The following is a 21,098-nucleotide window of genomic DNA, read 5'->3' on the forward strand; positions in this document are numbered from 1 at the left end:
TTTTTTGTTTATAGATAGAGCAGATAACACGGCATCTATGAATCCATGGGTGGCTTGTTATGTGTTCCTAAGCAGCAAAGGGGGGTGTTGCCCATCTCTCTTAGGTTTCTGCTAAAATAGATATCATGGGTATCCCATGATATTGCACGCAAGTAATGCGGAGTAAGAAATGAAATTCGTTGATGAATCGGTAATAAAAGTTCAGGCCGGCGATGGTGGTAATGGTGTTGTTAGCTTCTGGCGAGAAAAATTCGTTACCAAGGGCGGCCCGGATGGTGGTGATGGTGGCGATGGTGGCGATGTTTATATGGTCGCCGATGAAAACCTCAATACATTGATCGATTACCGTTTTCAGCGCTTCTATGAAGCTGAACGTGGTGAGAATGGGCGTGGGGGTAATTGTACGGGTAAACGAGGTAAAGATAAGGTTTTACGCGTTCCTGTTGGTACTCGTGCGGTCGATATTCACACAAATGAAGTGATTGGTGAAGTCGCTGAACATGGCAAAAAAGTCATGATTGCTAAAGGTGGCTGGCATGGGCTAGGTAATACTCGCTTCAAATCTTCAGTCAACCGAGCACCTCGTCAGAAAACGATGGGTACAAAAGGTGAAGTTCGTGAAATTCGCCTAGAGCTCTTGCTATTGGCTGATGTGGGTATGCTTGGTTTACCGAATGCGGGTAAATCGACCTTTATTCGCGCTGTTTCAGCGGCAAAACCGAAAGTCGCAGATTATCCATTTACGACTTTGATCCCAAGTTTGGGGGTGGTGAGTGTTGTACCGGAAAAAAGTTTTGTTGTCGCGGATATTCCTGGGCTGATTGAAGGTGCTGCGGATGGCGCGGGTTTGGGGATTCGCTTCTTGAAGCACTTGGAACGCTGCCGTGTGTTGTTGCACATGATCGATATTATGCCGATTGATCAAAGTGATCCTGTGCAAAATGCACTTACGATCTTGGACGAGCTTGAGCACTACAGTGAGAAGTTGGCTCAAAAACCTCGTTGGTTGGTGTTTAATAAAGTCGATTTGATGCCTGAAGATGAAGCCGATGAGATCATCCAAAATGTACTTGATGCATTGGGCTGGGAAGATCAATATTTCAAAATTTCTGCGATTAATCGTCAAGGAACCAAAGAGCTATGCATGAAGCTCGCTGACTTTATGGAAACGCTTCCTCGTGAGCAGGAAGCATTGTCGGCGGAACAGAAAGTTGAGTTTATGTGGGATGATTACCACAAAGATGCAATGGCAGGTCGTGATGTGGTGACTGAAGACGATGATGATTGGGACGATTGGGATGACGAAGAAGATGACGGACATGTTATCTATGTTCGAGAGTAATTCCTGAACATTATCGTGAGCTTGTTAAATCCTGAAAATAATCTAGCCGCAATTTCGATTGCGGCTTTTTTATATTCTAAATCATGTTGTTGTGGTGAAAATTATTGCAAAATATAACGATTATTTCTCTAGGTCGTTAGGAAAGGAATCATGACATCTAAACAAAGGGCTGTTTCTCGTTTAATTGCCCAAGCTGGGCAAATGCTACAAGCTCATGGTGCTGAAAGCACGTTAATCGGGGATATTATGCGCCGAATGGGCTTGGCATCAGGTATGAGTGAAGTTGAAATTTCACTATCGGCCAGCTCTTTAGTCGTCACAACAGTGTATCAACAGCACTGCATTACAACAGCTCGTCGTTGTGCTGATCGAGGGATTAATATGCGAGTGGTGACTCAAATCCAGCGGATCTGTATCTTGATGGAGAAAGGTTTATTAGATCACAAAATGGCTCAGGATAAGCTGAACCAAATCACTCCTGAGCGTTATAACCGCTGGCTGGTCGTGGTTATGATAGGCTTTTCTTGTGCCGCATTTAGTCGCTTAGCGGGGGGGGATTGGATGGTTTTTGCCATGACTTTTCTCTCCTCGGCGGTAGGGATGATCGTTCGCCAAGAAATTGGTCATCGTCAATTTAATCCATTACTCAACTTTGCAGCGACGGCATTTGTTACCTCGCTTATTTCTGCACAAGCTGTGATGTATCAACTGGGAAATAAACCTACGCTGGTGATGGCATCGTCTGTGTTGATGCTTGTTCCCGGTTTTCCTCTGATAAATGCGGTTGCAGACATGCTTAAAGGGTATATCAATATGGGAATTGCTCGCTTTGTGATGGCGAGCTTGCTGACGTTTGCCACGAGTTTGGGCATTATCGCAGCAATGAGTGTAACCGGAATTTGGGGGTGGTAAGTATGCTGACATGGTCACTTTTTTGGGGATTACTCAACGATATGTTGTTTGCTTCTATTCCTGCGGTCGGTTTTGCTCTTGTCTTCAATGTACCGGTTCCTGCCTTAAAATATTGTGCATTAGGGGGCGCGATTGGTCACGGCTCTCGTTACCTTATGATGCACTTTGGTATTCCTATTGAGTGGGCGACATTTTTTGCTGCAACGCTTGTTGGTATGATTGGTGTGCAGTGGTCTCGCCGTTTTTTAGCGCATCCCAAAGTGTTTACCGTTGCGGCATTAATTCCAATGGTACCCGGTGTTTTTGCGTATAAGGCGATGATCGCCATGGTAGAGATTAATCATTTAGGTTTTACCCCTGAATTGCTGGGGGCCTTAATGGAAAACTTTTTAAAGGCCATGTTCATTATTGGGGGGTTAGCGGTTGGCCTTGCGGTTCCTGGGCTGTTATTCTACCGGCGTAAACCTATCGTATAGTGCCAACACAGCGCTTGAACAAGAAGAGGATAAGTAGATGATGATCAGTATGATCGCCGCGATGGCCAACGAGAGAGTGATTGGTAAAGATAATCAAATGCCATGGCATTTACCGGCTGATTTTGCTTGGTTTAAGCGCTGCACTATGGGAAAGCCTGTGATTATGGGGCGAAAAACTTATCAATCGATTGGACGCCCACTACCGGGAAGACCAAATATTGTTATTAGCCGCGATCCTCACTTGATGATTGAAGGTGTGGCGGTGGTTTCTTCACTGGCAGCCGCATTGGCGAAAGCAGGGGAGGTACCTGAAGTGATGATTATTGGTGGTGGAAGTCTTTATGCTGAATGCCTACCTTATGCAGGTAAGCTGTATATTACCCACATTGATGCTCAGTTGGCCGGAGATACTCTGTTCCCCGATTGGGGAGAGGATTGGTATGAGTGTTACCGTGAGCACTATTCTGCGGATGAGAAAAACGCCTATTCAATGGACTTCACTATTTTAGAGCGTAAGTTTGTAGAACCTAGAACCTAGAACCTAGAACTTCTTGCCTAATGCTGGCTGCTGAAAATATTGTTTATCCTCCCAGCGTAGCATGGTTAAAGGGCCTCCCCATACGCAGCCAGTATCTAAACCGATCACTTGTTCATCTGCATACCCTTCAAGTGCCGCCCAATGGCCAAAGAGTGCGGTTTTCTCCAGTGGAATGCGTTGTGGCAAAGTAAACCATGGCATTAAATCCCCTTCACTCACTTGTGCTGGAGGGAGTTTGCAGGCCATATCTAATCGTCCATCAGAAAAACAAAATCGCATACGAGTGAAAGCGTTAATGATATAGCGATAGCGATCAATGCCTTGTAATTGTTCATCCCAGAGATCAGGGGTATTGGCATACATATTAGCTAATAGCCATGACCAACGTTGGCTGCGTAGCACTTGCTCGACTTCTTGTGCTGCTGCTCTCGCTGTGGCTAAATCCCATTGAGGGGATATCCCTGCGTGAGTGAGAACAAATTCAGGATGTTCTAGTAGTAATGGAAGTTGGCGAATCCAGCTCAATAATTCGTCGGCATCATCAGCTTCAAAAATAGCTAACGTTTTGTCTTTATTTTTAACGGGGTGAATGCCTTGTGCGACGGCTAATAAATGCAAATCATGATTACCTAATACGGCTTTGGCCGCTCCTCCTAACTGCTTGATAAAGCGTAAGGTTTCTAGTGATTTCGGGCCTCTAGCTACCAAGTCCCCAGCTAACCATAGGGTATCTTTTGGGGGGGTGAAATGAGCTTGCTTAAGAAGCTGCTGTAATTCATCCAAACACCCTTGTATATCACCGACAATATAGTTAGCCACAACTGCTCCATTAATTTAATACGTTAGGGATAGCCAAACGAAAAGGCTCAATCTCCGTGATAAAAGTCTCACCCGCATGATTGAGGAATGTATAGTGTCCTTGCATGACGCCAACGGGCGTTTCTAGTGCAGTACCACTGCTGTATGTGTATTCATCATTTGCCGCAATGATCGGTTGCTCTCCAACTACCCCTTCGCCTTCGACATGCATTTGTTTGCCATTAGAATCGGTGATTAGCCAGTGACGTCGAGTCAACTGTACGGTTTCACTACTTAGGTTGCGGATGGTAATTAAATAAGCGAAGACATAACGGTGGTAATCAGGTTCAGACTGTTCAGCGATGTATTTGGTCTGGACTTGAATGGTAATACAAGGTTGGGAAGTATCCATAAGCCCTCCTTATTCTTCTATCAAGGCGAAGAAAATAAGGATGGTGTTTACCATCCTTACTCTTTTAAGCATGGTGAGCATCAAGCCAGTTAGCCATGGCAACAAACTGGGCCAGCGTGAGGTTTTCTGGACGCATGCTGGCATTTATTTCTAAGTGAGCAAAAGCCTCATCATTCAGTAAACCTTTATAGCAATTTCGTACGGTTTTACGTCGTTGGTTAAAGCCTTCTCGTACGACTCTATCTAACCATTTTAAACTCGTCGTCGGGTGCGGAAGTTGTTCATAAGGAACGAGCCTAACTACCGCGGAGTCCACTTTAGGTGGTGGAACAAAAGCCGTTGGTGGTACTTCCAATACTGGCACAACTTTGCAGTAATATTGCGCCATAACGGTTAATCGGCCATAGGCTTTACTTCCTGGGCCTGCAGCTAAGCGATTAACCACCTCTTTTTGCAACATAAAGTGCATGTCTTGAATATCTTTGTGGTATTCAAATAGGTGAAACATTAATGGCGTGGAAATGTTATAGGGTAAGTTTCCAAAAATTCGTAACTTATTGTTGGGCCGAACCAGTTGGCTAAAGTCGAAGCGCATGGCATCGCCTTCATGAATGGTGAGTTTTTCAGCCAGATCAGGATGGTTGCGTAACCGCTCAGCCAAATCACGGTCAAGCTCAATGACCGTGAACTTATCAACTTCACGGCCAACGGGTTCAGTGATGGCTCCTAAACCTGGCCCAATTTCAACCAAGTTTTGACCGGGAAGAGGGTTGATCGCAGAAACGATACCATCAATGATATAAGGATCGTTTAGAAAGTTTTGACCAAAACGTTTACGCGCTTTGTGCCCTAAATGGACATCATTTCTCATAGTTTTCTCGAATTATTGCGTGCTTTTATCAACAAGTGCAATTGCCTGAGCGAGAGCGGTTCTAAAACTGCCCACATCGGCTTGGCCACTTGCGGCAAGATCTAATGCGGTACCATGATCAACTGAGGTGCGAATAAAAGGTAGGCCTAAAGTAATGTTAACTGAACGCCCAAAACCTTTATATTTTAACACTGGTAGTACTTGATCATGATACATGCCTAATACGGCATCAGCTTGCTGTAAATATTTGTCATTAAAGATGGTATCGGCAGGCAAAGGCCCGATCAGATTAATACCTTCTTGCTGACGCAGTTTTTCCAAGGTTGGGGTTATGGTGTCGATCTCTTCGTGACCAAGAACACCATCTTCTCCCGCATGTGGATTGAGACCGCAGACATAGATCGTGGGTTGTTCAATCGCAAACTTCTCAACTAAGTCCTTGTGGAGAATATGAATAATTTTTTCTAACCGTTCAGAAGTGACCGCTTTAGATACATAAGCGAGCGGGATATGCGTTGTGACCAAAGCGACACGAAGCCCCTCTGTTGCCAGCATCATGACCACCAGCGGCGTATTTGATTGCTCGGCAAAAAACTCAGTATGACCACTAAATGCCACACCAGCTCGGTTAATCACCCCTTTATGTACAGGGCCGGTGACAATAGCATCAAATTCATTATTCATACAGCCTAAAGCGGCTCTTTCTAATGTTTTTAGTACATAATGACCATTGGCTTCGTTGAGCTCTCCTGGAATCGCCGTTTCAGCTAACGCTATGTGTTCTACGACCAAAGAACCGGCTTGTTGAGGGCTAGGTGCTTGGGTTGGGTCATAGTCAATAAGTTCAACAGGAATGCCTAAACGCTGAGCTCTATGCATGAGCATGGCTTTATCTGCACAGACCACGACTTGATGAGGCCAATTCTCTTTTGAAAGATCAAGCACCAAATCCGGGCCGATACCTGCAGGTTCTCCAGCGGTGACAACAATACGTTTAATCGTCATCTTGAGTGTCCTGTAAAACTTCTACGAAAGCGGCAGCTCGCAATTCTTGTAGCCAAGCGCTGGCTTCTTCATTGAATTTTCGGTTAAACAAAATACGGTAGGCGCGGTTTTTTAAAGCGGCATCGGTACGATCGACATTACGGCGATCAAGCACTTCTACAATATGCCATCCATGCACGGTTTTAAAAGGCTGGCTAATGCTTCCTACTGCGAGTGTTTCAACTTGGTGTTTAAATTCAGGTACGTAGAGATCTGGCGTTTGATAGCCTAGCTCACCATTTTGTGCTGCCGAACCGGGATCTTGGCTGTATTGTTGGGCCAATTCCGCAAAAGTGGCTTCACCAGCATGAATGCGGCGAATAAATTCTTCTAACTGTTTCTGCGCCCCTTCATCACTTAAGATGATGGTTGGTTTGACCAATATATGACGAGCATTCACTTCGGTTACCGCAACGGTTTCCAACCCTTTTACATCGTCGATTTTTAGAATGTGAAAACCGACACCACTACGAAATGGGCCTATGATGCTGCCTTTATTCTGCATTTTTATCTGATCAGCAAAAATCGTCGGCATCTCTTCTTTTCGCATCCACCCCCAATCACCCCCTTGTAGCGCTTTTGGACCTTTGGAGTAAGTGAGTGCTAAGGTGCTGAAATTCGCGCCATTATTGAGTTCTTCAATCAGTTTATTGGCCAGTTCTTCAACCTGTGCTTTTTCTTGCCCTTCGTTAAAGCGTAGCTGAATGTGACTAATTTTATACTGAACGGTTGCATTGGTTTCTTGGGCAAGTAATTCAGCCAGCGTTTCCACTTCTGCGGGAATGATGTTAATTCGGCGACGAACTAACGCATTTCGAGCTTCACTGGCCGCGATTTCCTTTCTAACTTGTTCACGGAATTCAGCATAGGTTAACCCTTCTTCTACGATGGATGTTCGAAGCTGTTCTGGTGTTTTCTGATTATTATGTGCGATTTCTACAATGGCATCATTTAAACGGTTATCATCAATGCGTACCCCAATGCGATCCGCTTCTTGTTGTTGGAGAGCTTCAATAATTAACTTCTCGCTCACTTGCTCGCGCAATATATTTTCTGATGGAAGGGGTTGTTGGTTTTGTCTGGCATTGGCTTTAACCGTTAATAGCGCACTATCAATCTCACTTTGTAAAATAACGCCACTATTGACGATAATGGCGACACGATCTAATTCAATCGGCTGAGCGAGTAAGGAGGTTGTGCCCAGTAAAGTGACTAACGTGCATAATGCGGGGGTCCACAATTTCATTCCATGTCCTATCAAAATCGATGAGCCTAACAAGCTAGGCTCGTCATTAGTTATTCAAAAAGAAAGGGCGGCCATAGCCGAGTGAGTTACTTGACCCTTTAGTACTGGTCATACTTTCACTAGATCCCACATTTGTACCAAAGCCAATAATACCAATATTAAAACTAAAGTTATTTTCATATTCAGGGCTGGCATGGGGATCAGTAATGAAATCACCTTTCCAACTTTTTAGCTGGTTACTATAAGCAAAACCCATATACCAGCAGTCAGAGGTATAGCGTAAACCCACTAACCATTCGAGTGCTTCTTTCGTGGTCGTATCATAAAAATATTGTCCATTCACCTGCCATTTTGAGGTGAGTCGATAACCACCGAGTAAGCCAACTTGTGAGATACCCTCTTTAGTAATTCGGTTTACGGGAATGGTATCTCCCACCGTGTTCTCAATATATTCTTTAGTGACGTAGCGGTAGTTTGTTTGTAGATAACCATCCGTAAAACGGTATTCTAACGTGCTATTGGCTAACTGCATGGCACTGGTATCGACATCGTACTGAATCCCCCCATGATAGAAGAGGTAGTCATCATAGTTAAAGTCCATTTCTATCGCCCAAGCGGAATAACTGCTTTGCGATTCTTCCGCTTCTGGCTCTGATAAATTGCTGGCTTTTAGACTCTTATCTAGATAAAAAATCTGTCCAAAGGCGATATTTAACCGTTCTTTATATTGATCATCAAAGAAACGAGTGGATGCACCATAGCTGATCTGGTTGGCCGGAGCGATATAGTCAACACTGCTGTATTTACGGCTACGGAACAAACCATAGTAGTCGGTTTGTAATAGCGTTGTATCATACAGTGCTATCTTTTTTTGATCTTCTTTGGGGACATACAAGTATTGAATTTGTGGTTCCAGCGTTTGAGTATAGTTATTAAAGACCACCGTATCGCGTTCAAGAATAATGCTTGCGTGGCTTCTAAACTCAGGAATAACTCGTGTTACTTCTTCCTCAAGATCTTGATAATCACTACTGGTTACGCCAGCTAAGTCTTGTTTATAGTATGTGCCAAGAACGCGAGCTTCGGTTGTCCATGTGCCCCAAGTGTTACCCATAGGGATGGCGATGCCAGGTTCGATATGAACACGAGTCGCTGAAGGTTTGCCAGATGCATCAGTTTCAAAGCGGGAAATATGGCTTTTTAGATCCAAGTCTAGGTAGCGTAACACTTCGGGAGCATAGTAATTAAAAGCAATTTGAGGCATTAATCGATAGGGTTGGTTATCTCCGGTGGTTAATACCTGAAAATCTCTAGCCAACAATGAAGCATCCCATGACGTACTCCGGTAAGAGACTCGCCCTTGTTGGATCAGTTGCCCATCTTCACGATGACCCACACCAGAGCTGAGGTCTGAGAAATATTCAATGTCACTCACCCGAGAGTAGTCGAAATCAAATTTCCATGCTTGCTGATAAATGCCACTGTGTTTGTATTGGAAAGCCCAGCGATCGCCTTTTTCTGGGTGTAGGCTATCATCGGGTAAATATTCGGCTTTGATATCACCTTGGCCAAATTCTGTCAGATAACGAAAAAGTGTATTCAATTGCGTTCCACGGTTTTCCATATAACGCACCGTCGTTTCTAGGTCATAGTCTGGCGCTAGATTCCAATAAAACGGTATTGCGGTTTCAAAACCATCACGTGAACCGTATGAAAAACTAGGGTAAAGAAAACCTGTTTTACGTGTATCTCCAATGGGAACCGTAAGGTAAGGCAAATAGAAAATAGGAATATTTTGCACTTCTAAACGAGGGTTATAAAACGTGGCTTGTTCTTCATTTTGATCGACATCGATACTGGATGCTCGAAGCCGCCAAGCATTATCTCCTTCAGGACACGAAGTGATGGAGCCATCTTCAATTTCATACACGGCTTTCCCCGTTTTGGAAATGTAAGCAGCATGTCCTCGGCCGGGCTGACATAGGAATTGATATTGCGTATTTTCCAGTGTCATTTGATCCGTATTTAAGTTATTAGTGGCGCGATCTGAGGTTGTTTTTACTTGGCCGTCACTAAATTTAACGTTGCCTTCTGCAATTACAATGTTGTCTTGTTGATGTAAGGTTACACTGTTGGCATGGATCTGTTTCTGCCCCTGAACGACCACTACATTACCTGAATAGGTTGCTCGTTCACCACTAATTGCTTCTAGCTTATCCGCTTCGACATTGATAGGCTGTGCGTTCGGATTTTCCGATTCAGGTTGGTTAACTAAGCATTGATCGATAGTGGGCAGTTCCTGCACACTTTTATCCACCGTGGCTTCTGCTTGAGTCTGTGGCGCAAAGAGCGCGGCGCTAATGGAAGCGGCTAAAAACGTGCGGGAAAAACGTGACATCGAGTTGTACTATCCTGTTGAGCTTGTTTGATTCCGACTTTAGGAGTGATAAGTCAATAAAATGTTCCCTATCATAAAGGAATTTAACGCTCCCGGCACTATCAGACCACAGCACACCTAAAAAATTCATAGATTGAGAGCACATAAATGCATATTTTTGGCAAAATATTTGGCGCTTTCTTCGGCTTCCTGTTTGGAGGACCGTTTGGCGCAGTCTTTGGCTTTTTCCTTGGCCATCAATTTGATAAAGCCCGTCAGCGCAGCCAGAACCCATTTGCTACAGGGGGCTTTAATTCCTCTGGTCCCAGCCAGTCAGAGCGACAAGAGGAATTTTTTAAAGCCGCATTTGCAGTGATGGGACATGTAGCAAAAGCGAAAGGGCAGGTGACGCAACAAGAAATCCACCTTGCAAGTGTAATGATGGATCGCATGAATTTGCATGGTGAGCAACGTCGCGCTGCACAAGAGGCTTTTCGTGAAGGGAAAGAGGCGGACTTTCCACTGCAAGAAACATTAGAGAATGTACGTTTTTTTACCGGTGGTCGGTTTGATTTATTACAGTTCTTCCTTGAACTTCAAATTTCAGCGGCTTTCGCTGATGGTGATTTACATCCTAGTGAACGGCAGGTTCTACATAAAATTGCGCAGGGGCTGGGTTTTTCTTCAGAGCAGTTAGAACGTCGATTACGTATGCAAGAAGCGGCCTTTCGTTTTCAATCCGCTGGTGGCTTTAGTGGGGGGTTTGGCAGCGAACAGCATCGCCATTCTGGTTCGGGGCAATGGCAACAAGCAAGCAGTCGAAATCGATTAGCGGATGCTTTTTCTGTGTTAGGTGTCAGTGAAGATGCCGATGCAAAAGAGATTAAGCGAGCTTACCGTAAATTAATGAATGAACATCACCCAGATAAGCTAATGGCAAAAGGGTTACCGCCTGAGATGATGAATATGGCGAAAGAAAAATCACAAGAAATCCAACATGCTTATGATCTGATAAAAAAAGAGAAGGGCATTAAGTAACGGACAACGGAAAGTTTTACTCATTCCCCCGATAACGCTGAGAAAGGGCATCGGGGATGGCCGTTCTCAGCTTTTCAGAGCAAAAAAAAATCCCAGTCATTGACTGGGATTTAAAATTTGGCTCCTCCTGCTGGGCTCGAACCAGCGACCTGCGGATTAACAGTCCGTCGCTCTACCAACTGAGCTAAGGAGGAATAAATTTTTATGGTGCCGACTACCGGAATCGAACTGGTGACCTACTGATTACAAGTCAGTTGCTCTACCTACTGAGCTAAGTCGGCTTAATTAAACAAGGTAGTTACCCTATTTAATAAGATTTGGCTCCTCCTGCTGGGCTCGAACCAGCGACCTGCGGATTAACAGTCCGTCGCTCTACCAACTGAGCTAAGGAGGAACAAACTTTTAGATAAATGGTGCCGGCTGCCGGAGTCGAACTGGCGACCTACTGATTACAAGTCAGTTGCTCTACCAACTGAGCTAAGCCGGCGCATATTTATCTTTTCATGGTATCGGTATCGCACCCATACTCATTTGAATAATGGTGCCTCGAGGCGGAATCGAACCACCGACACGAGGATTTTCAATCCTCTGCTCTACCGACTGAGCTATCGAGGCAACGGGGTGTATTAAACGAGTTTTCCGATCCTTCGTCAACAGTAAAATGCAAAAAAAAACTCGTTTGGTGATTTTCTATACTTAGTAGGCTGTTTTTGCTCATTTGGGATGGAAAAAGCTAAGAAAATTGAGGGGTAAAGATAAACTGGACTCTAGCAAAGTATTCTTCATTTTTTACTGTCAAAGACAATAAAGGCGTATTCGGTACGCCTTTATTGTTATCAAGAGAAGAAAGGAAGAGGGCGTTATCTTACGGTATTTTTAATGCTGAATTTACTTAACCATTGCTCAAGTTCATGAGCTAAACGAGTCAAGGTTCGGGTGCTTTGATGGCTTTCGATCACGACATGGCTTAAATCCGTACCACTTTGCTCAATCATGTTGATGCGTTGAGAAATATCATCACTCACTTGTGTTTGTTCTGCGGCTGCCGTGGCAATTTGGTGGCTCATGGAGGAGATACTTTCCAGAGCGCTAACAATTAACCCTAATGCTGCTGAGGCATTTTCTGATTCTGTTACCGTGCTTTGGCTCGTTTGTGCGCAGATCTGCATACTGTCAATCGCATGACGAGAGCCAGATTGGAGGTTTTGGATCATTTGTTGAATTTCTTTCGTACTGGTTTGAGTTCGTCCTGCAAGGTTACGAACTTCATCGGCGACCACTGCAAAGCCTCGACCTTGCTCACCAGCCCGGGCGGCTTCAATCGCTGCATTCAGAGCCAGTAAATTGGTTTGTTCGGCAATATCACCAATCACATTGAGGACTTGAGCAATATTGTTCACCTCATTATCAAGTTCGAGCACAGCCTGGCTAGCCGTTTGTAGTTGATCAGCAAGCCCTTGAATATTACCTACAGCATTATGGATAAGTTGTTGTGTTTGTTGGCTTTGCTTGTCTGCTTCATCGGTATTTAATGCCGTGTCTTGTGCTGAATGAGCCACTTGGGTTGCGGAAGAGGCCATCTCTGTCATCGCGGTTGCGATCATTTCTGTTGATTGTTGCTGAGTTTCTGTCAGAGCCGCAATTGAGTGGGAGCGTTTTTCGACTTCCGATAATTCTCCCCGTAAAGCCATCATTGATGCCTCTAAGTTTTGGACCAACTGAGCTAAAGAAAGGCTCATTTGTTGTACTGCACCATAAATACTGTCTTTGGGAGCTTGTTGTGTAAATTGAGTATAAATATCACCATCAGCGACCGCTTGTACTGCATTTCGTACATCGTTAGGTTCTCCACCAAGCAGTGCCAGTATTTTTCGAATCGCGTAAACGAGGATAAGGAAAATCCCCCCCGCAATGGCAAAACAGAGAGCAACTTGCCACTGTGCGGTTGACCAAAAACGGGCATTAGCTTCATTAAACCCAATACCGGTTCCCACCACCCAGCCCCAATAAGGGGTTTTTTGGGCAATCGAGAGTTTTTCTTCGATAGAGCCATCAGCTTGTTTTTGTGTCCAAGTATATTCCACAAGCTGTGAACGCTTATTGGCAAGAACATCTTGAATCAGTTTGCCCACACTGTTGCCTTGCCCATCTTTAAAATCGTGGAAACTGGTCCCATGAAGTTGAGGATCGAGAGGGGCGGCAATAAACATCATGTCTTTATCTGCGACATACACGTATTCGTTATCTTTATAGATGTTATTACGCATCAAACGCGTTGCTAATGCTTTTGCTTCGGTTTCTGATAACTTCCCTTCTTGAGACATCTTCTCTACTTCCAGCAGAATATTGTAAGCACTTTGGAAGTGTTCTGTGACGCGCGCTTTATTGTCAAGGTTACTGGCAACTCGTAGTGTCCAAAGCCCTGTCGCAGTGAGAGCAAGCAAGGCAATTAAGATAATTCCTGATAAAAAATAAGATTGAGTTTTCAGTTTCATATGCCACCCTCAAGCGATATTGAAGAATATTATTATGATTAAATTACAATAATATCAGCATAGAGCAAGTGAGGAGCGCAGGATATGAGGAAGTTAGTAAACTATGACAGGGATTAAATTTTTTACTCGAAAAAAGTGGTTGTTGTAGAAAGAAACATCGAAAAGGTGAGGCGGACAAAAAAGAAAACCCAGTCAATGACTGGGTTTTGAATAGTGGCTCCTCCTGCTGGGCTCGAACCAGCGACCTGCGGATTAACAGTCCGTCGCTCTACCAACTGAGCTAAGGAGGAACAGCTTTAATATGGTGCCTCGAGGCGGAATCGAACCACCGACACGAGGATTTTCAATCCTCTGCTCTACCGACTGAGCTATCGAGGCAATGGCAGCCTCGCGACTACCGGAATCGAACTGGTGACCTACTGATTACAAGTCAGTTGCTCTACCTACTGAGCTAAGTCGGCGCACTTAATCTATTGCTTGTTGTTGCGATTGCACCAACAATAAAATTCGTGGTGCCCGGAGGCGGAATCGAACCACCGACACGAGGATTTTCAATCCTCTGCTCTACCGACTGAGCTATCCGGGCAACGGAGCGCTATTAAACGGATTTTCCTTCTCTGCGTCAACTGGTTTTTATAAAAAAACGGAAAAATCGATTCAAACGTCGTTATTTTAGACAATTTAGTGATTTTTCTTATTTTTTATTAAAATCCTGTTTATAACGAGTCACTTTTTCAAGGTAGCGTCTGGCTTCTGCATTTGGGTGTTTTTGGGTTAAGGCCCAATAAACTTGGTTGGGCTGCAGAGCGTTGAGATTTTTCATGGCACGCTGCCTATCGCTATGAAACGTGCGTAAAACCCCACCAGTGCCTCCGTTGTAGGCTGAAATCATACTGTATTCTAAAGAAAGCGGTTGCTTTACCTCTTTTAAATAACGATTTTTGAGTAGATAAAAGTAGGCGGTGCCCGTATCAATATTATTTTCAGGGTTAAACAGATATTCTGGTGACGGCTCTCCAGAACGATTTTTGACTAAATTAAAAACGTCGCGCCCTGCGGTTTTAGGCACAATCTGCATTAACCCATAAGCGTTGGCCCAACTGACCGCATAAGGGTTAAAGCTGCTTTCTGTTTTGATGATCGCATAGATCAAATCTTCTGGAATATCGTATTTACGTGATGCTCGGCGCACAATATCGGAGTATTGATAGCTGCGGATCTGCATTTGATCTTCAACCATCGGGATTTCCACGTAATAGGATTTTTTAAAATCGACTTGCTTTACTTTGAGGTGATTCGCAATTAAATAATCAGCAAAACGATTGGCGCGCCAGCTCCACTGGATCGGTTGTTTATCTTGATCAAGCACCTGTTGATACAAAAAGGGTTGCCCCTTTAATTCAATGTTTTTGGATGAAAAAAGGTCAACATTCGCCGGATCGTCTGGCGTTAATAGCGTGGTCATGATCGCTTTTTTCAAATGAGCTTTGGGATCGGTGGGGGAGATGGTTTCTACCAATATTTTCCCATCACTAAAGTTAACTTCGGTGCGGCTTAGGTAGTTATCTATGTATTTTACATAATTACTTTTGCCGGCCATTTTTACTTCTTTACGTCCCCAGCGCTTTTCAATATTGCCAGAAAAACTCTGGATCAGTGCATCCAGTGCGGCGGTATCTTTTTCAAATTGCCCGGGTAATTGAGCGAGATTTTTAGCAAACCGATTGGTTGGCTCATAATTCACATCGTAAATACTTTCGATAAACTCTCGACTACAGCCAACCAATAGCAGCAAAGTGGCGAAACAATAGAAATATTTTTTCATGCATTTTCCGGGCAAATATTGCGAGGAAATCAGGGCAATCGCCCAAATTTCCAACGTTGATCCATTAAGGTTATGCTTGGCTTGGTGGGGTATAGCCTTCAATATGAACCTCTTTTCCTTCAAAGAGGAAATTGACCATCTCTTGCTCCAGCAGTTTACGATGTTCAGGATCCATCATGTTGAGTTTCTTTTCGTTGATTAACATGGTTTGCTTGGTTTGCCATTGGGCCCAAGCTTCTTTAGAAATGTTATCGAAGATACGTTTTCCCAGCTCTCCTGGGTAAAGCTGAAAATCCAGACCGTCTGCTTCTTTTTGTAGGCGAGCACAAAATACCGTGCGACTCATAATGATTTCCTCTTAATGATTTATGAATGAATTTCAAACGGCAGGCCACTGATTAGCTGCTTAACGGGGGCAGCTAAACCGACTTCTTCCGGACGAGTTAAGTTATACCAAAGACCTTTGTTTCCTTCCATGATGATGTCTGGTTTCGTGGACAGTTCCAATAAAACGGGGGTGATATCTAGATGGTAATGGCTAAAGGTGTGCCGAAAGGCGATTAACGTTGTCTGGTGTTGAATGTCTGATTCACGAATCCCACGCATAGCCAGTGTATGATGAATATCCTGATCGCTGTGTTGTGGGAAACAGAATAATCCTCCCCAGATACCCACTTGTGGACGCTGTTCAAGCCAAACTTCCCCCTGATGGTAAAGAATAACAAACCAAGTTTGTTTGGTAGGTTTTTCAGTTTTGGGTTTTTTGGCTGGGTAATCGAGTGGGTTGCCTTGTTCTTTGGCTATACAGAATGATGCCACTGGGCATAATGAGCATTTAGGTTTGCTACGGGTGCAGATCATTGCCCCCATATCCATCATTGCTTGGTTATATTTATCGACATCCTTGGTTGGTGTGTGTTGTTCTGCATGTTGCCATAGTTGATTCTCTACCGTTTTCTTTCCCGGCCAGCCTTCTACCGCAAAGCAGCGAGCCAAGGTTCGTTTTACATTACCATCTAAAATTGCGTGAGGTTTGTTAAACACAGAGGAAAGTACGGCTGCTGCGGTGGAACGACCGATGCCCGGTAATGCATTCATCAGTTCAAGTTGGGTTGGAAATTGTCCGCTATATTCTTCTACTACAATTTTAGCGGTTCTGTGCAGATTTCGTGCTCGGGCATAGTAGCCAAGCCCTGTCCAGTAATGAAGTACTTCATCTTGTTCGGCATGAGCTAAATCGACTACGCTTGGGAAGCGAGCCATGAACTTCTGATAATAAGGAATGACGGTTGCTACTTGTGTCTGTTGGAGCATGATCTCTGAGATCCAGACACTATAAGCGCTTTTGTTCTGTTGCCAGGGAAGGTCTTTACGACCGTAAGCGTCGTACCAAGTAATAATAGCCTTAGCAAATGGGGTCACAACTTACTCATGATAATCAAAAATAGTGGAGCAAAATTGCACCACAGAATGGCCTCAAAGTACAACCGATAAATTATAAGGGTATCAATGGTGAAGGAAGGGGATTGTTCACAACTTGGTTTTTAATGAAAAATCCTAGTTAGAGAGTGGATAATAACACTTGCACCACACGAAATTCTTTGGATAATCACACTCCCTTTCAGTCAAGATTAAAAAATAGACAGGCAATATCAATGAGTGAAGTCACCACGAACGAACGGAATGAAGACGGTAAAGTGATGCGTAGAATTCGCAGTTTTGTCCGTCGTGAAGGTCGGTTAACGAAAGGTCAAGAAGCGGCAATGAAAGCGTGCTGGCCAACCATGGGTATTGATTATCAGAATGAGCAACTCGATTGGGGGCAAGTTTTTGGCAATGATCATCCTGTCGTATTGGAAATTGGTTTTGGGATGGGCGCTTCTTTGGTTGAAATGGCCCAAAATGCGCCAGAGAAAAACTTTATTGGTATTGAAGTTCATAGCCCAGGCGTAGGGGCTTGTTTAGCCTCGGCTCGTGATGCTGGTGTGACTAACCTCCGTGTGATGTGCCATGATGCAGTCGAAGTGTTTGCTCATATGATCCCTGACAACAGTTTGGCAACCTTGCAACTGTTTTTCCCCGACCCTTGGCATAAGAAACGCCACCATAAACGTCGTATTGTACAGCTTGAATTTGCGGAAATGGTTCGCCAGAAATTATTAGTTGGTGACGGTGTTTTTCATATGGCAACCGATTGGGAAAACTATGCAGAACATATGATTGAAGTGATGAATCAGGCTCCGGGGTTTGTGAACTTAGCGAAGAGTGGTGACTATATCCCTCGCCCAGCGAGCCGGCCGTTGACTAAATTTGAACAGCGTGGCCACCGATTGGGGCATGGCGTTTGGGATATTCAATACCAACGTATCAGTTAAGGCTGGACAACCTAGCAATGTGCGAAAGATACTAGTTTCGGCACAAAAGAACAGTAAAGCCAACATTGTGCTCATCATGATGTTGGCTTTTTTAATCGCTCGACTCTACAACAATAATAAGTAAAGCTCAGAACATGAAACCGACAGAACATATTTTGGCGACCATTCTGGATGAAGTTCGCCCATTAATTGGACAAGGTAAGGTGGCCAGTTATATACCCGCCTTAGCACAGGTCCCTCATCATAAATTAGCCATTGCCGTCTACACCAACCGAGGTGAGGTGATGAGTGCGGGGGATGCCCATGAAGGCTTTTCGATTCAATCGATTTCTAAAGTCTTGAGCCTCACTTTAGCGATGGGGCTGTATAAACCCGAAGAGCTTTGGCTTCGAGTGGGGAAAGAACCTTCAGGGCAAGCCTTTAATTCTTTAATTCAGCTCGAAATGGAGCAGGGGATTCCGCGCAACCCTTTTATTAATGCCGGAGCCATTGTGATTGCAGATATGCTACATAGTCGGTTATCGGCTCCTCGGCAGAGGTTATTAGAATTTGTTCGCCAGCTCAGTGGTGAGCCACAAATTGTGTATGACAAAGTGGTGGCTGCCTCTGAAATGTTGCACAGTGATCGTAATGCTGCTATTGCCTATTTAATGCGTTCCTTCGGTAATTTCGACAATGAAGTGATTCCTGTACTGAACAATTATTTTCATGCTTGTGCACTAAAAATGAGTTGTGTGGAACTGGCGAAAACGTTCAGTTATTTGGCGAACAAAGGGGTTTCGGTACAAACGGGTCAACGAGTGATCAGCGCCATGCAAAGTAAACAAATGAATGCCTTGCTGGCAACGTGTGGCCTTTATGATGGAGCCGGTGAATTTGCTTATCGAGTCGGTATGCCCGGAAAATCTGGTGTGGGCGGTGGCATTATTGCTATCGTACCCGGTGAAATGACCATTGCTGTTTGGTCTCCCGAATTGAATTCTTCAGGGAATTCACTGGCAGGCACTAAAGCGCTCGAATTGCTTTCCGAGCGGATAGGGCGGTCCATCTTCTAGGCCCTCACTGATATTACAGTGAGGGTTGGAGGTTAATCATCATCAACCATAAAAGCGGCAAGTAGATCATTGAGGAAGAGTTTTCCTTGCTCAGTGATCTGCCAATCTTGCGGGTTATCATGCAAATAGCCCATTTCCACGGCCCAGCGAATGGTTTTTTCTATCGTACTGAATGGTAGCCCTGTCGTTTCGGTAAAATCTTGCTTTGGGCAGGCTTCAAGCAGACGAAAGCGATTCATAAAAAACTCAAAGGGCCTATCAACCATTTCAACCTCATGTTCACTATCTAAATACGGTTTCACCATATTTTGATAGGCGGCTAAATACCCTCTAGGGTGTTTAATTTTTGTGGTGCGAATGATTCGCCCATCGGCAAAGCTGACTTTACCGTGTGCGCCACAACCAATCCCTAAGTAATCACCAAACCGCCAGTAATTGAGGTTGTGTTGGCACTGATAGCCCGGCTTGCTGTAGCCAGAGATTTCATACTGCACATAACCAGCTTGCGATAATTTTTGATGGCCACGTTCAAAAATATCCCACAGTGCATCATCATCAGGTAAAACGGGGGGCTGGTAATGAAAAACGGTATTCGGCTCAATGGTTAATTGATACCAAGAAAGGTGCGGCGGATCGAGTGCGATGGCTTGATCGAGATCATCCAGCGCTTGCGCTAAGGTTTGATCCGGCAAACCATGCATGAGATCGAGGTTAAAACTGGTTAAACCAATTTTGTGCGCAAGCTGAGCGGCATTCATGGCTTCTTGCTTGCCATGAATTCGTCCCAGTCGTTTTAATTTTTCTTCAGCAAAGCTTTGTACACCAATGGAGATGCGTGTGACTCCTGCTTTCTTATACCCCGCAAAACGCTCGGCTTCTACCGTTCCTGGGTTGGCTTCCATGGTGATTTCAATGTCAGGCTTAAAGGGCAGGCGTTGCTCTATTCCTTTCAGCAATTGCTCAATTCCTTGTGCCGAAATTAAGCTTGGTGTACCACCACCAATAAAAATAGAGTGTAGGAGACGTGGTGCCTCATTAAGACGATATTTTTCAATGTCAGTGTCGAGATCTTCCAATAACGCCTGAAGGTATTCCTGTTCTGGAATCTCTGCTTTTAAGGCATGAGAGTTAAAATCACAGTAAGGGCATTTTTGAACGCACCAAGGAATGTGGACATAGAGACTGAGAGCAGGAGGAGTAAGCATCATATTTTCTTATTGGAGCGGATGTTCAGTGAGCTGGGCAAACAGTTGTTTGAGTGCTTTACCACGGTGAGAGAGCTGTTTTTTACGCATGGGATCCAGTTGCGCAGAGGAGCACTGTTCTTCTGGCACCCAAAAAATGGGATCATAACCAAAGCCATGATTACCTTGAGTTTGAGCCAGAATTCGCCCTTCCCACTGACCATGACAAACAATGGGGGTTGGATCATCAGCATGGCGCATCAAAACTAATACGCAGTGAAAGCGAGCGGTTCTTTGCGCTTCTGGTACTTCTTTTAGGGCCTCAAGCAGTTTTTCGATATTCTCTGCGTCACTGGCATGATCACCAGCGTAGCGTGCGGAGTAGATCCCGGGAGCCCCATTGAGACAGTCCACTTCTAAACCTGAATCATCGGCGATAGCCGCGAAGCCGGTTTCTTTTGCCGCATGGCGGGCTTTGATAATGGCATTTTCTATAAAAGTGGTTCCCGTTTCCGCGACTTCAGAAACATTGAATTCACTTTGTGCGACAACGTCAAAGCCAAAATCAGCCAGTAAATCGGCCATTTCTCTGACTTTGCCTTGGTTTCCGGTGGCTAATACAATTTTTTTCATATTCTTCTCGTGGTTATCTTTGGGTTACGGCTGCACGTAAAATTTTTGCGTAAAACGCAGTTTCCCAGTGCCTTTATTTCCGGCATCTATCGCAATATCAAACGTGAGACTTTCTTCGTTACTAATACGAAATTCAGCAAGATAGTAAATGGCTTTATCTTCTTTGATTTCTCGAAACTGAAGTGAGCGAGTCTGACCGATAAGATTGCGAACCTGACCTGAAATATGCGCCTCTAGCGCTGGTTTACCTAACGATGCGGTATCTAACACACTGATGTTTAAAATAGCAGAGTAACCATTACGCGTTAATTGATAGCTACGTGCTACCTGTGGCGTTAAAAATGTAGAATTAAAGGCAGAATAGTGCACCTCAATATCTTTAATATTAATCGATTGTCCTGCATTACTGGGTAGGGCAAAGGCCGCCAGCAACAGGGCATAGAGCCATTGACGCATGGGAATTCTCCTCATAAAAAA

At 44.4% G+C, this 21,098-nt stretch carries 20 protein-coding genes and 9 tRNA genes; 7 read left to right on the forward strand and 22 right to left on the reverse strand.

The features are described 5' to 3' along the window. Positions 1-169: 169 nt before the first annotated feature. From cgtA to folA, 4 genes are all read left to right on the forward strand, one after another. Positions 170-1,342, forward strand: coding sequence for an Obg family GTPase CgtA (gene cgtA / locus B5D54_RS10505; RefSeq protein ID WP_078926512.1), 1,173 nt, complete (start codon positions 170-172; stop codon positions 1,340-1,342). Positions 1,343-1,492: 150 nt separating this feature from the next. Then, complete coding sequence (locus B5D54_RS10510; RefSeq protein WP_078926513.1) at positions 1,493-2,254, forward strand: threonine/serine exporter family protein; 762 nt, start codon at positions 1,493-1,495, stop codon at positions 2,252-2,254. Positions 2,255-2,256: 2 nt separating this feature from the next. Then, positions 2,257-2,730, forward strand: coding sequence for a threonine/serine exporter family protein (locus B5D54_RS10515; protein ID WP_078926514.1), 474 nt, complete (start codon positions 2,257-2,259; stop codon positions 2,728-2,730). A 37-nt stretch (positions 2,731-2,767) separates the two neighbouring features. Then, complete coding sequence (folA, locus tag B5D54_RS10520; protein WP_078926515.1) at positions 2,768-3,268, forward strand: type 3 dihydrofolate reductase; 501 nt, start codon at positions 2,768-2,770, stop codon at positions 3,266-3,268. Between the two features lie 3 nt (positions 3,269-3,271). Here folA and apaH read toward each other — a convergent pair whose 3' ends face one another. The 6 genes from apaH to lptD form a co-directional block, all read right to left on the reverse strand. Beyond that, entirely contained in the window at positions 3,272-4,087 is an 816-nt protein-coding gene (gene apaH / locus B5D54_RS10525) for a bis(5'-nucleosyl)-tetraphosphatase (symmetrical) ApaH (RefSeq protein WP_078926516.1), read from the reverse strand. Positions 4,088-4,097: 10 nt separating this feature from the next. Further along, the gene (gene apaG / locus B5D54_RS10530) at positions 4,098-4,478 is read right to left on the reverse strand and encodes a Co2+/Mg2+ efflux facilitator ApaG/CorD (protein ID WP_078926517.1); all 381 of its coding nucleotides are present in this window, start codon (positions 4,476-4,478) and stop codon (positions 4,098-4,100) included. 64 nt (positions 4,479-4,542) lie between these two features. Further along, positions 4,543-5,349 (reverse strand): 16S rRNA (adenine(1518)-N(6)/adenine(1519)-N(6))-dimethyltransferase RsmA, encoded by an 807-nt coding sequence (gene rsmA, locus B5D54_RS10535; RefSeq protein WP_078926518.1) that lies wholly within the window; start codon positions 5,347-5,349, stop codon positions 4,543-4,545. A 12-nt stretch (positions 5,350-5,361) separates the two neighbouring features. Beyond that, on the reverse strand, positions 5,362-6,354 hold the full coding sequence (gene pdxA, locus B5D54_RS10540; protein WP_078926519.1) for a 4-hydroxythreonine-4-phosphate dehydrogenase PdxA: 993 nt from the start codon (positions 6,352-6,354) through the stop codon (positions 5,362-5,364). Beyond that, a complete protein-coding gene (surA, locus tag B5D54_RS10545) occupies positions 6,344-7,639 on the reverse strand; it encodes a peptidylprolyl isomerase SurA (protein WP_078926520.1) in 1,296 nt (431 codons plus the stop codon). Before surA ends, pdxA begins: the two co-directional genes overlap by 11 nt. A 46-nt stretch (positions 7,640-7,685) precedes the next feature. Further along, positions 7,686-10,037 carry an LPS assembly protein LptD gene (gene lptD / locus B5D54_RS10550; protein ID WP_078926521.1) on the reverse strand — a complete coding sequence of 784 codons (2,352 nt, stop codon included), beginning with the start codon at positions 10,035-10,037 and terminating at the stop codon, positions 7,686-7,688. Positions 10,038-10,184: 147 nt separating this feature from the next. Between lptD and djlA the strand changes: the two genes are divergently transcribed. Beyond that, positions 10,185-11,054 carry a co-chaperone DjlA gene (gene djlA / locus B5D54_RS10555; RefSeq protein WP_078926522.1) on the forward strand — a complete coding sequence of 290 codons (870 nt, stop codon included), beginning with the start codon at positions 10,185-10,187 and terminating at the stop codon, positions 11,052-11,054. 118 nt (positions 11,055-11,172) lie between these two features. Here the strand turns inward: djlA and B5D54_RS10560 are convergent. From B5D54_RS10560 to mutY, 13 genes are all read right to left on the reverse strand, one after another. Further along, a tRNA-Asn gene (locus B5D54_RS10560) sits at positions 11,173-11,248 on the reverse strand. 11 nt (positions 11,249-11,259) lie between these two features. Next, a tRNA-Thr gene (locus tag B5D54_RS10565) sits at positions 11,260-11,335 on the reverse strand. Positions 11,336-11,372: 37 nt separating this feature from the next. After that, positions 11,373-11,448, reverse strand: a tRNA-Asn gene (locus B5D54_RS10570). A 17-nt stretch (positions 11,449-11,465) separates the two neighbouring features. Continuing rightward, positions 11,466-11,541: transfer RNA gene (locus B5D54_RS10575), tRNA-Thr, on the reverse strand. 52 nt (positions 11,542-11,593) lie between these two features. Beyond that, positions 11,594-11,669 (reverse strand) — tRNA-Phe (locus B5D54_RS10580). A gap of 245 nt (positions 11,670-11,914) precedes the next feature. After that, a complete protein-coding gene (locus B5D54_RS10585; protein WP_078926523.1) occupies positions 11,915-13,549 on the reverse strand; it encodes a methyl-accepting chemotaxis protein in 1,635 nt (544 codons plus the stop codon). A gap of 214 nt (positions 13,550-13,763) precedes the next feature. Next, positions 13,764-13,839 (reverse strand) — tRNA-Asn (locus B5D54_RS10590). Between the two features lie 12 nt (positions 13,840-13,851). Further along, positions 13,852-13,927: transfer RNA gene (locus B5D54_RS10595), tRNA-Phe, on the reverse strand. 10 nt (positions 13,928-13,937) lie between these two features. After that, a tRNA-Thr gene (locus tag B5D54_RS10600) sits at positions 13,938-14,011 on the reverse strand. A gap of 48 nt (positions 14,012-14,059) precedes the next feature. Next, positions 14,060-14,135 (reverse strand) — tRNA-Phe (locus B5D54_RS10605). Positions 14,136-14,243: 108 nt separating this feature from the next. Beyond that, the gene (gene mltC, locus B5D54_RS10610; protein WP_078926524.1) at positions 14,244-15,374 is read right to left on the reverse strand and encodes a membrane-bound lytic murein transglycosylase MltC; all 1,131 of its coding nucleotides are present in this window, start codon (positions 15,372-15,374) and stop codon (positions 14,244-14,246) included. 70 nt (positions 15,375-15,444) lie between these two features. Beyond that, positions 15,445-15,720, reverse strand: a complete 276-nt coding sequence (locus tag B5D54_RS10615; protein ID WP_078926525.1) for an oxidative damage protection protein — start codon at positions 15,718-15,720, stop codon at positions 15,445-15,447. Positions 15,721-15,740: 20 nt separating this feature from the next. Further along, positions 15,741-16,796 (reverse strand): A/G-specific adenine glycosylase, encoded by a 1,056-nt coding sequence (mutY, locus tag B5D54_RS10620; RefSeq protein WP_078926526.1) that lies wholly within the window; start codon positions 16,794-16,796, stop codon positions 15,741-15,743. Positions 16,797-17,029: 233 nt separating this feature from the next. Between mutY and trmB the strand changes: the two genes are divergently transcribed. Both trmB and glsB read left to right on the forward strand, forming a co-directional pair. Beyond that, positions 17,030-17,749 carry a tRNA (guanosine(46)-N7)-methyltransferase TrmB gene (gene trmB / locus B5D54_RS10625; RefSeq protein ID WP_078926527.1) on the forward strand — a complete coding sequence of 240 codons (720 nt, stop codon included), beginning with the start codon at positions 17,030-17,032 and terminating at the stop codon, positions 17,747-17,749. A 134-nt stretch (positions 17,750-17,883) separates the two neighbouring features. Beyond that, positions 17,884-18,804: a glutaminase B gene (glsB, locus tag B5D54_RS10630; RefSeq protein ID WP_078926528.1), complete on the forward strand. Its 921-nt coding sequence runs from the start codon at positions 17,884-17,886 to the stop codon at positions 18,802-18,804. A gap of 32 nt (positions 18,805-18,836) precedes the next feature. Here glsB and hemW read toward each other — a convergent pair whose 3' ends face one another. The 3 genes from hemW to B5D54_RS10645 are packed head-to-tail and all read right to left on the reverse strand — an operon-like array spanning position 18,837 to position 21,077. Continuing rightward, positions 18,837-20,009: a radical SAM family heme chaperone HemW gene (gene hemW / locus B5D54_RS10635; RefSeq protein ID WP_078926529.1), complete on the reverse strand. Its 1,173-nt coding sequence runs from the start codon at positions 20,007-20,009 to the stop codon at positions 18,837-18,839. Positions 20,010-20,018: 9 nt separating this feature from the next. Continuing rightward, complete coding sequence (locus tag B5D54_RS10640; RefSeq protein WP_078926530.1) at positions 20,019-20,621, reverse strand: XTP/dITP diphosphatase; 603 nt, start codon at positions 20,619-20,621, stop codon at positions 20,019-20,021. 24 nt (positions 20,622-20,645) lie between these two features. Then, the gene (locus tag B5D54_RS10645; RefSeq protein ID WP_078926531.1) at positions 20,646-21,077 is read right to left on the reverse strand and encodes a DUF4426 domain-containing protein; all 432 of its coding nucleotides are present in this window, start codon (positions 21,075-21,077) and stop codon (positions 20,646-20,648) included. Between the last annotated feature and the right edge of the window lie 21 nt (positions 21,078-21,098).

The sequence above is a fragment of the Vibrio cincinnatiensis DSM 19608 genome (assembly GCF_900167345.1).
In the GTDB taxonomy this organism is placed as follows: domain Bacteria; phylum Pseudomonadota; class Gammaproteobacteria; order Enterobacterales; family Vibrionaceae; genus Vibrio; species Vibrio cincinnatiensis.

Bases quoted from the DNA above. Each gene is read 5' to 3' on its own strand.
- glsB (WP_078926528.1), top strand. From the start codon at position 17,884: ATGAAACCGACAGAACATATTTTGGCGACCATTCTGGATGAAGTTCGC.
- pdxA (WP_078926519.1), bottom strand. From the start codon at position 6,354: ATGACGATTAAACGTATTGTTGTCACCGCTGGAGAACCTGCAGGTATC.
- surA (WP_078926520.1), bottom strand. From the start codon at position 7,639: ATGAAATTGTGGACCCCCGCATTATGCACGTTAGTCACTTTACTGGGC.
- rsmA (WP_078926518.1), bottom strand. From the start codon at position 5,349: ATGAGAAATGATGTCCATTTAGGGCACAAAGCGCGTAAACGTTTTGGT.
- B5D54_RS10510 (WP_078926513.1), top strand. From the start codon at position 1,493: ATGACATCTAAACAAAGGGCTGTTTCTCGTTTAATTGCCCAAGCTGGG.
- B5D54_RS10645 (WP_078926531.1), bottom strand. From the start codon at position 21,077: ATGCGTCAATGGCTCTATGCCCTGTTGCTGGCGGCCTTTGCCCTACCC.
- trmB (WP_078926527.1), top strand. From the start codon at position 17,030: ATGAGTGAAGTCACCACGAACGAACGGAATGAAGACGGTAAAGTGATG.
- B5D54_RS10585 (WP_078926523.1), bottom strand. From the start codon at position 13,549: ATGAAACTGAAAACTCAATCTTATTTTTTATCAGGAATTATCTTAATT.
- djlA (WP_078926522.1), top strand. From the start codon at position 10,185: ATGCATATTTTTGGCAAAATATTTGGCGCTTTCTTCGGCTTCCTGTTT.
- B5D54_RS10640 (WP_078926530.1), bottom strand. From the start codon at position 20,621: ATGAAAAAAATTGTATTAGCCACCGGAAACCAAGGCAAAGTCAGAGAA.
- B5D54_RS10515 (WP_078926514.1), top strand. From the start codon at position 2,257: ATGCTGACATGGTCACTTTTTTGGGGATTACTCAACGATATGTTGTTT.
- folA (WP_078926515.1), top strand. From the start codon at position 2,768: ATGATGATCAGTATGATCGCCGCGATGGCCAACGAGAGAGTGATTGGT.
- mltC (WP_078926524.1), bottom strand. From the start codon at position 15,374: ATGAAAAAATATTTCTATTGTTTCGCCACTTTGCTGCTATTGGTTGGC.
- apaG (WP_078926517.1), bottom strand. From the start codon at position 4,478: ATGGATACTTCCCAACCTTGTATTACCATTCAAGTCCAGACCAAATAC.
- cgtA (WP_078926512.1), top strand. From the start codon at position 170: ATGAAATTCGTTGATGAATCGGTAATAAAAGTTCAGGCCGGCGATGGT.
- hemW (WP_078926529.1), bottom strand. From the start codon at position 20,009: ATGCTTACTCCTCCTGCTCTCAGTCTCTATGTCCACATTCCTTGGTGC.
- B5D54_RS10615 (WP_078926525.1), bottom strand. From the start codon at position 15,720: ATGAGTCGCACGGTATTTTGTGCTCGCCTACAAAAAGAAGCAGACGGT.
- lptD (WP_078926521.1), bottom strand. From the start codon at position 10,037: ATGTCACGTTTTTCCCGCACGTTTTTAGCCGCTTCCATTAGCGCCGCG.